This is a genomic window from Stenotrophomonas sp. 278, assembly GCF_003935715.1.
Taxonomy (GTDB): Bacteria; Pseudomonadota; Gammaproteobacteria; order Xanthomonadales; family Xanthomonadaceae; genus Stenotrophomonas; species Stenotrophomonas maltophilia_AH.
In genome coordinates, this window is the sequence record NZ_RHPP01000149.1 from 1 (window position 1) to 9,342 (window position 9,342).

At 67.0% G+C, this 9,342-nt stretch carries 6 protein-coding genes; 3 read left to right on the forward strand and 3 right to left on the reverse strand.

From position 1 onward, the window contains the following. Positions 1–13 precede the first annotated feature (13 nt). Together queG and xseA are read left to right on the forward strand one after the other, a co-directional pair. Positions 14–1,039: a tRNA epoxyqueuosine(34) reductase QueG gene (gene queG / locus EGJ34_RS18455; protein ID WP_125361925.1), complete on the forward strand. Its 1,026-nt coding sequence runs from the start codon at positions 14–16 to the stop codon at positions 1,037–1,039. A 5-nt stretch (positions 1,040–1,044) separates the two neighbouring features. Beyond that, positions 1,045–2,379, forward strand: coding sequence for an exodeoxyribonuclease VII large subunit (gene xseA / locus EGJ34_RS18460; protein ID WP_125361926.1), 1,335 nt, complete (start codon positions 1,045–1,047; stop codon positions 2,377–2,379). A 7-nt stretch (positions 2,380–2,386) separates the two neighbouring features. On the opposite strand, the gene EGJ34_RS18465 is transcribed toward xseA, so the two are convergent. Both EGJ34_RS18465 and EGJ34_RS18470 read right to left on the reverse strand, forming a co-directional pair. After that, entirely contained in the window at positions 2,387–3,292 is a 906-nt protein-coding gene (locus EGJ34_RS18465; protein WP_125361921.1) for a M48 family metallopeptidase, read from the reverse strand. Positions 3,293–3,364: 72 nt separating this feature from the next. Beyond that, positions 3,365–5,233: a formylglycine-generating enzyme family protein gene (locus tag EGJ34_RS18470; protein ID WP_125361922.1), complete on the reverse strand. Its 1,869-nt coding sequence runs from the start codon at positions 5,231–5,233 to the stop codon at positions 3,365–3,367. Between the two features lie 81 nt (positions 5,234–5,314). On the opposite strand from EGJ34_RS18470, the gene rnd reads away from it, so the two are divergent. Then, on the forward strand, positions 5,315–6,391 hold the full coding sequence (rnd, locus tag EGJ34_RS18475; protein ID WP_125361923.1) for a ribonuclease D: 1,077 nt from the start codon (positions 5,315–5,317) through the stop codon (positions 6,389–6,391). Positions 6,392–6,664: 273 nt separating this feature from the next. Here rnd and EGJ34_RS18480 read toward each other — a convergent pair whose 3' ends face one another. Then, the gene (locus tag EGJ34_RS18480) at positions 6,665–8,983 is read right to left on the reverse strand and encodes a TonB-dependent receptor (protein ID WP_125361924.1); all 2,319 of its coding nucleotides are present in this window, start codon (positions 8,981–8,983) and stop codon (positions 6,665–6,667) included. Positions 8,984–9,342: the final 359 nt, after the last annotated feature.

Below are 9,342 nucleotides of genomic sequence, written 5' to 3' on the forward strand. Positions count from 1 at the left end.
CGCCGCCGAGCGCGTGTGGGCGCTGGCGCGCGAGCACGGTTTCCAGCGCTGCGGCATTGCCGGCATCGAGCTGGCGGAGGACGAAGCGCACCTGGCCGACTGGCTGGGCAAGGGCCTGTACGGGACCATGGACTGGATGGCGCGCCACGGCACCCTGCGCGCGCGTCCGGCCGAGCTGCTGCCCGGCACGGTCCGGGTCATCTCGGTCGGCATGGACTACAGTCATAAGGACGACACCCAGGCCTGGGCCGCCCTCAACGACGGCGAGCGTGCCTACGTGGCGCGCTATGCGCTGGGCCGCGATTACCACAAGCTGATGCGGAACCGCCTGCAGAAGCTGGCCGATGCCCTGGCCGCCGAGATCGGCGCGTTCGGATACCGCGTGTTCGTTGACTCGGCCCCGGTGCTGGAACGCGCACTGGCCCGCAATGCCGGGCTGGGCTGGATCGGCAAGCACACCTGCCTGATCGACAAGCAGGGCGGATCCTGGTTCTTCATTGGCGAAATCTACATCGACCTGCCGCTGCCGGTGGACGCGCCCGCAAGCGCGCACTGCGGCAGCTGCACGCGCTGCATCGACATCTGTCCGACCCAGGCGATCATCGGCCCGCAGCGGCTGGATGCGCGGCGCTGCATTTCCTATCTCACCATCGAGCACGACGGGTCCATTCCTGAAGAACTGCGCCCGCTGATCGGCAACCGCATCTACGGCTGCGACGACTGCCAGCTGATCTGCCCCTGGAACAAGTTCGCCAAGCGTACCGACGAAGCCGATTTCCGCGCCCGCAACGAGCTCGACACCGCCAGCCTGGCGCAGCTGTTCGCGTGGGAGGAAGACGAGTTCCTGCGCCGTACCGAAGGCAGTCCGATCCGTCGCAGCGGCCATGAGCGCTGGCTGCGCAACATCGCGGTGGCACTGGGCAATGCGCCGGGCACCGCTGACACGCTCGCTGCACTGCAGTCACGCGTGAATCACCCGTCCGACGTGGTGCGCGAGCACGTGCAGTGGGCACTGCACCGGCACAACGTGCGAACATGACCGGCATGGAACGCACCGCACAGATCCTCACCCCCAGCCAGCTCAACGCGCTCGCCCGCGACCTGCTGGAAGGCAGCTTTCCGTCAGTGTGGGTGGAAGCCGAGCTGGGCAACGTGACCCGGCCGGCGTCCGGGCACATGTACTTCACCCTGAAGGACGCGCGTGCGCAGATCCGCGCGGCGCTGTTCAAGCCGAAAAGCCAGTGGCTGAAATTCGTGCCGCGCGAAGGCATGCGCGTGCTGGCGCGTGGCCGCCTGACCCTGTACGACGCACGTGGCGAGTACCAGATGGTGCTCGACCACATGGAGGAAGCCGGCGAAGGTGCCCTGCGCCGCGCGTATGAGCAGCTCAAGGCACGACTGGAAGCCGAGGGCCTGTTCGCGCCGGAGCGCAAGCGCCCCCTGCCCGCCCACGTGCAGCGGCTGGCGGTGATCACCTCACCGACCGGCGCGGCGGTGCGCGACGTACTGAGCGTGCTGGCCCGCCGTTTCCCGCTGCTGGAGGTCGACCTGCTGCCCAGCCTGGTGCAGGGCGACAGTGCGGCGGCGCAGATCACCGCGCTGCTGCGCGCGGCCGATGCCAGCGCGCGCTATGACGTGATTCTGCTCACCCGTGGCGGCGGTTCGCTGGAAGACCTGTGGGCCTTCAATGACGAACAGCTGGCGCGCGCGATTGCCGCCAGCCAGACACCGGTGGTGTCGGCGGTCGGCCACGAAACGGATTTCAGCCTGTCCGACTTCGCCGCCGACCTGCGCGCGCCCACGCCCTCCGTGGCCGCCGAACTGCTGGTGCCCGACCAGCGCGATCTGCTGCTGCGGCTGCGCCGGGATGCAGCGCGGATGGTGCAGCTGCAGCGCCACGCCATGGGCCAGGCCATGCAGCGCGCTGACCGTGCGTTGTTGCGGCTGAACGCGCAGAGCCCGCAGAACCGGCTGCAGCTGCTGCAGCGTCGGCAGCAGGACCTGAGGCGGCGGCTTGCGGCGGTGTGGCAGCAGCAGCTGGAGCGCCGCCGTGCACGCCTGCGGCATGCTGACATCGTACTGCGCAACAATGCGCCGCAACGCCGCCTGGAAGCCCTGCGCGAGCGTCTGCAGCGACTCCAGCCCCGCGTTGAAGCGGCGATGGCGCGGCAACTGCAGCGCGATCAGCTGCGCCTGCGTGGGCTGGCCCGTTCAATGGAAGCGGTGAGCCCGTTGGCGACGGTGAGTCGCGGCTATTCGATTCTGACCCGTGAGGACGACGGGCGGCTGGTGCGTTCGCCGCTGGATGTTGCGCCGGGGGATGCGGTCACCGCGCGGGTCAAAGACGGTGCCATCAACCTGATCGTCAGGGACCCGTAACACCGGATCATCCGCCGCCTGCGGTCTCACAGAACCGCTGCCGGTACTCCATCGCCTTGGGCATCCACGCCTGCAGGTTCTGGATGCGCGTGCCGGGATTGGGATGCGTGGACGAAAACTCCGGCGGAGCCTGACCGCCGCTTGCCTGGCCCATGCGCTCCCACAGCGGCACCGCTTCACGCGGGTCGAAACAGGCCGCCGCAGCCAGCATCAACCCCACTTCATCCGCCTGCGTTTCATGGTTGCGCGCATACGGCAGCAGGTAGCCATAGCCCAGCGCGGACATCACCATCTGCTGCTGCGAGGGGTCCATGCCGCTGGCCGCACCGGCCATCTGCCCGATCTGGGTCATCTTCTGCTGCGCCATGCGCTGCGCACCATGCCGCAACAACGCGTGGGCGATTTCATGCCCCATCACCACCGCCATCGCGTCACGGGTGCGCGCCACCGGCACCAGTCCGGTGTATACCGCCATCTTGCCGCCCGGCAGGCAGAACGCATTGGCCTGGTCGGACTGGATGACATTCACTTCCCACTCGAAATCGCGCGAGAAGTGCGCCGGTTTCAGGCCATGTTCCTCGGCCAGCGCGGTTTCGACCACGTCCACCTTGCGGATCAACTGCTCGGCAATGGCACGCACATCGCGTGAGATCTGCGCGTTCGGGTCGAGCGGCCGCTCCTGCGACAGGATTTCCTGATACGCCTGCAGGCCCAGTGCCTTTTCCTGGCTGGCGTCCAGCGAACTGTCGATCAGCACGCTTTCGCCGGTGTACGGGTCGACGCTGCGATTGGAAAACCAGTAGTACGCGGCGTAGCCGGCAAACGCCAGCAGCACCCACCAGCGGATGTTGCCGAACAGGCCCGGTCGCCGGCCGCGTTGCTGCGACTGCCCCCCAAACGGATCGCTGCGCATGGTCGTGGTTCCTGAAGGAGCCGGCTCACCCTGGCCGGCGCTGGGGCCATCCTACCCCTGCCCCGTGTGAATTCAGATACCACGCACCAGGCGGAAGCCGATCCGCGCGTTGGTGGTGTCCGAGTCCTGCGACTGCCGCCACGCCGCGCGGGTCTGCTCGGGAGCATTGGCCCAGTTGCCGCCACGGATCACCCTTTGCCGGCAGCCGGGGTTGAACCAGGCCGCGCCATCGGCCGGGGCACGCCGGTAGCTGGCGTGCCAGCAGTCGGCCACCCATTCGCTGAGGTTGCCGGCCATGTCGTGCAGGCCAAACCCGTTGGGCTCGAAGCTGGCCACCGGTGCGGGCCCCCACCAGCCGTCGCCATAGCCGACGAAGGCGTTGAACCAGCGCCGCCCGGACGGCGAAATGTCGTCGCCGCCGGTGAAATTGCCCGACCCCTTCGGCGGCGTGCCTTCATCGCCCCAGGGATAGCGGCCGCTGGTGCCGGCGCGCAGGGCGTACTCGAATTCGGCTTCGCTGGGCAGCCGGTAGTACCGCCCGGTCTGCTCGGACAGCCACATGGCGTAGTGCTCGGCATCGCGCACGCTGACGTGCATGACCGGCGAATTGGCGATGGCCATGCTGCCGTCATAGCCCGACTGCCAATCCACTCCACTGCGCAGCATGAAGTTGCCGCTGCGTTCGTCGTACACGGTGGAATGCCCTCGCCGCGTTGCGCGCGGGCGTGCCTTGCTGGCCTGTACATAGCGGCGGAAGTCGGCCACGGTGACCTCGGTCATGGCCATCGCGAAACCCCGATCGAAGCGCACGTAGTGGGCGGGCTTTTCCGACTCGCCCGCGCCGATCTCACCCTCGGCCGCCCCCATCTGGAAGCCTCCATGCGGGACCACGATCATCTGCGGGCCGCGCCCGCCATCACGCAGCGCATCGCTGAACACCTGTCCCGGACGGAAGCTGCCGTAATGGGTGACCAGCTCGATCCGCTCGCGCAGCTGCGCCACCACCGGATCACCAGGCAGGGCTATGCGCAGCGCGTCTTCAAGCTTCTGCCGCGCCGGCTTGAGGCCCTGTGCGCTGGTCAGGTCACGCAGGCCCTCGTCGCGCAGGCGCACCAGAGTTTCTGCGCGGATCCGCTCCACCCGCTCGAACGCATCATTGATGGTCGGGGCCGAATCACGCACTTTGGCGGCCTCGGCCAGCCACACGCCGGCCCCGGTGAAATCGGCCGCCCGTGCGGCGGTCTCGGCGCGACGGATCAACGCACTTTCCGCCGCAGCCAGCCCTTGCCGGGCGCGCTCGTTGTCCGGAGCCAGGGCAAGTGCCTCGCGGAAGTTCGGCAGCGCCCCGTCGCCGTCTTCGCCGATGCGGTCATTGCGCAGATCGTCTTCCCCGGCGCGGTTGTAGGCGATCACCCGCTGCGCCAGCTCCACCCGGGACTGCAGCGCGCGCACGCGCGGGTCGTCCGGGTCCAGGGTGAGCAGCACCAGCCCCATCTCGCCCGCCTTGGCCACGGCTTCGCGCTGCCGCAGCGGGCGCACCAGCAGCGCCGCGATCTCGTCCAGGAGCTTTTCCTTGGCCTGGTTGATGCCGGCCTGCGCCTGGCGGTCTTTGGGATCGCGCTCGCGCAGGGCCAGCCAGATCGGCAGCGCGGCCGTGGCGTCTTCGTACAGCCGGCCGCTCTCGAAGGCCTTGGCCGCATCGCGGCGGGCCTGGGCCACACCGTCGTCCTCGATCTGGACTGCCGGCGGCTGCCAGCGCTGTACCGTTTCGGCTTCGTCCTGCCCGCCGATGGTCACCTGCGCCGGTCTGTGTGCCTTGGCAGGGCCCTCAGGCTCGGCCGGTCGCGCCGCCGCAGGCGGGGCATCGTCAGGGGAGCAGGCGCTGGCGGTGAACAGCACCGTGGCCAGCAGCAGCGTCAGGGGACCGGGGGTTCGCAGCATGGAGCCATCATAACGGCGCGCGGGCCGGTGCAGGCGCGTTATCCTGCTCACCTGAGCATTCCCGCAGCATGGAAACCCTACGTGGCCTATTGGATCAAAACCCCGGCGGAACTGGACGAACGCTTTCTCCAGCGCCCCACCCGCATCGGCCTGGACACCGAATTCATCCGCGAACGCACCTACTGGCCGCAGCTGGCACTGGTGCAGATGGCCGTTGGCGACGAGGTGCTGCTGATCGACCCGCTGGTTCCGGGCATGAACGAAGCGCTGGCGAAATGGCTGGCCGACACCTCCATCCTCAAGATCATGCACAGCGCCAGCGAGGATCTGGTCACCTTCAAGGTCGCCTGTGGCGTGCTCCCGCGTCCGCTGTTCGATACCCAGATCGGCGCGTCGCTGGCCGGCATCGGCGGTGGCATGGGCTACCAGAAGCTGGTCACCGCGATCACCGGCGTCACCCTGCCCAAGGGCGAGACCCGTTCGGACTGGATGCGCCGGCCGCTGTCGGACGCGCAGCTGCAGTACGCCGCCGATGACGTGGAGTACCTGTTCGCGCTGCACGATGCCATTGAGGCCAGGCTGCAGGAACAGGGCCGTCGCCAGTGGCTGGCCGACGACGCCGAGCGCCTGCTGGCCAGCGTGGAGCATGACGAAGAACGCTGGCCGCACGTGGCGATGCGTTCGGCGCAGTTCATGGATGCCGCTTCCCAGCTGCGCCTTCTGCGACTGCTGCGCTGGCGCGACGTGCAGGCGCGCAGCAGCGACCGGCCGCGCAGCTGGATTCTGGACAACGAACTGGCCGCGCAGCTGGCACGTACGCCACCCGTCGACCAGGAGGCATTGGGCAAGGTCATGGACAGCTTCCCCAAAGCACCGCGCAAGCTGGCCGGAGCGGTGTGGCAGGCGCTGGTGACGCCGCTGGCGGATGAGGCGCAGGCTCCGTTGGCCTTGCCGGCCAATGATGGCAACAAGCAGGCGCTGAAGAAGCTGCAGGATGCAGTGAGTGCGCGCACGGCGGAACTGGGCCTGCCCGATGGCGTGCTGGCCTCGCGCAAGCACCTGGAAAGCTACCTGGAAAGCCGGCAGTGGCCGGCCGCGCTGGCCGGCTGGAGGCAGGCCGAGCTGGAGTCGCGCCTGCAGGCGGCGTTGCCTGGGTGATCGTCATGTGATGACACGCCATGCGTGTCATCACGTTGATCGGGCACCCCGCATGACACGCATGGCGTGTCACTACGGATCGCCGGGAATTGCCCGTGGACCGTCGGATCGCCCGGCAACCCCGTGGACGCACGGATCACCGGGCGTTTCGTGTGGACCGTCAGCGGTAGAGTCGGTCGCAAGACGACTGCCGATAGCACCAATCGGCGCATTAACGACGCGCACCCCACCGAAACAACAAGGCCCCGCACCAGCGGGGCCTTGTTTTTCACATTACCAATTAAGGTTCAACGAAACCCCCACGGTGCGCGGTTCGTTATAAACCGCGGCCATGTAGTTCTCGATCACACCCTTCAGGTTCTTCTCGTTGGTGATGTTGCGCGCGAACGCCGCCACTTCCCAGGCACCATAGTTGCCCGAATAGCCCAGCTTCAACCCGCCTTCGAAGCTGCCCTTGGAATTGAACTCGGCCGAGTCATACAGCACGAAGCTGGTATAGCCCTGCTTGTTCCAGTCGGTGGACACGAAGAACACGTCGGCATCGTTCACCGGAATGTCGTAACGCGCGGCAAAATTCAGGTTGTACTTCGGCGCATTCGGCAGCGGGTTGCCGTTGATCTGCGCGAAGGTGTTGGCCCCCACCTTGATGGTCGGGTCGTACACATCGCACACCACGGCACCGTTCAGCGCACATACCTGGGCATACACGCGATCGTCCTGGATTTCGCTGTGCAGCCAGCTGAAACCGGCACTCAGGCTCAGGTTCGGAATCGGCCGCAGCTCCATGTCCGCTTCCACGCCATAGGCCTTGGCCTTGTCCGCGTTGAACAGCACGCCGTTGCCGTTTGAGTCATTGCCGTTGAGCTGGATGTCGTTGACCGTGTAGGTGAACGCCGCCGCATTCAAACGCAGGCGGTTGTCCCACAGGCTGCTCTTCACGCCGGCTTCCCACGACAGGATGGTTTCCGAATCGGCGGTGGTGAAGTCGGCATTGAACACCGCCGAACGGCCCTGGATGGTCGGGCCACGGAAGCCACGCGCCACCTTGGCGTACACGCTCACCTGCGGGTTGAACGCGTACATCGCGCTCACGTCCCAGCTGGGGGTGGTGTCGGCCATTTCCACGTCGGTGCGGCCACGGTACGTAACCACGCCAGCAGCGGTGTCGGCGGTCTTCAGCAGACGAGTGCGCTTTTCGTCGCGAGTCTGGCGCAGGCCGGCGGTCAGGGTGAACTTGTCGGTCACGTCGTAACTGACCTGGCCAAAGCCGGCCCACGAGGTGTTGGTGTTGCGCAGGCGCACCCAGTTGTTCGGGTTGCGGGCGGTGCCCTGCAGGAACCACGCACGCTGGTAGAAGTCGGTGGTGTCGCGGCCGTCGAAGTAGAACGCGCCAACCTGCCACTTCAGGCGGTTGCTGTCGGCGTTGGCCAAGCGGATTTCCTGGGTCCACTGGTCCAGGTCACGGATCTGGCCCATCGACTGGCCGAAGCCGTTCGGCACGCCGTTGACCGGGAAATCCGCCGCCGCGCCGCCGTCGGTATCGCCACGGCTGTAGCCGGAAGTGGTTTCGTAGGCGGTGATCGAGGTCAGCGAGAGGTTGCCGAAGTCGTACACGGCCTTCACCGAACCGCCGTAGGTCTTGTAGGCCTGCGGATTGTTGTCGGCTTCGTCGTAGGCCACCGAATCACGCGGCGCGTCGGTCTTGTTCGAGCCACGGGTCAGCGCACCGCGCAGGAACAGGGTCGAGGTGCCGTCGTAGTCACGCGCGTGGGCCGAGGCCAGCAGCGAGAAATTGTCGCTGGGCTGCAGCAGCAGCTGGGCGCGCACGTTGCGGTCGTCGAAGCCGCCCATGGTGTTCCTGCGCGGGCTCACCGTGCCGTCGGCGCTGGGGCCGCCGTAGGTGTTGTCCACGTAGTCGTCGCGGTGCTGGTACAGCGCCGACACACGGAACGAGGCGATGTCGTTGATCGGGCCGCCAAAGCCGCCGTCCACCGCCACGCTGCCATAGCTGCCGTAGCTGGCCTGCACGCGGCCGCTGTAGTCCTGGCTGGGCTTGATGGTGTCGAACTTGACGATGCCGGCGGTGGTGTTACGGCCGAACAGCGTGCCCTGCGGGCCGCGCAGCACTTCAATCTGGTCCACGTCGTAGACCGGGTTGGACTTCAGCACCACGTGTTCCAGCACCACGTCGTCCTGGATGATCGACACCGGCTGCGAAGCACCCAGGTAGAAGTCGATGTTACCCAGGCCACGGATGTAGAAGCGCGGGAAGATGCGGCCGGTGGTGGTTTCCGCATAGAAGCTGGGCACCCGGCCGGACAGCGCCAGCAGGGTGTCGTCGCCGCCGGCGGTGAAGTCGCGGATCTGCTCGCCCTGCACCACGCCCACGGACACCGGCACTTCCTGCAGGTTGCGTTCGCGGTGGTCGGCGGTCACGGTGATCGCATCCAGCGACGTGGGGGTGGCGTCCTGCGCCAGAGCGGTGCCGCTCAGGCCCAGCAGCGTGGTGCAGGCCAGCGCCAGCGCGTGCGGGCGCGGCGAACGGGTCATGCGGAAAGAGGCAATACGGGAGGTGTCGCGATGGGCAGACATGAAGGTCTCGGTCAGTGAACGGCGTAGAGCCGGGCTTGCCCGGCTGCACGTTGCGGCATCATGAAAAGTGGATGTTGCAGTGTGGTTTCAGGGCGTTACGGGGGACGGCCTTCCGTCCCCTACCCTGATCTGCTGGCTGACGGCCGGGATCAATGGCGCGGATTATGCCCGCTCGCCACCCGTTGCGGTATGGCGGAATCTGTTCGTTCGCAGAGGGTGATCACCAACGGTGATCACCTACCGGATTTGGCGACCTTAGATCCGGCGGTGGCGTCTGCAGCTGGGACTGTCAGGAATTTTGTGTTCGGGCATAACATGTTGAAAAGGATCATGTATGCCACCCAAGAAGAAGACCGCCA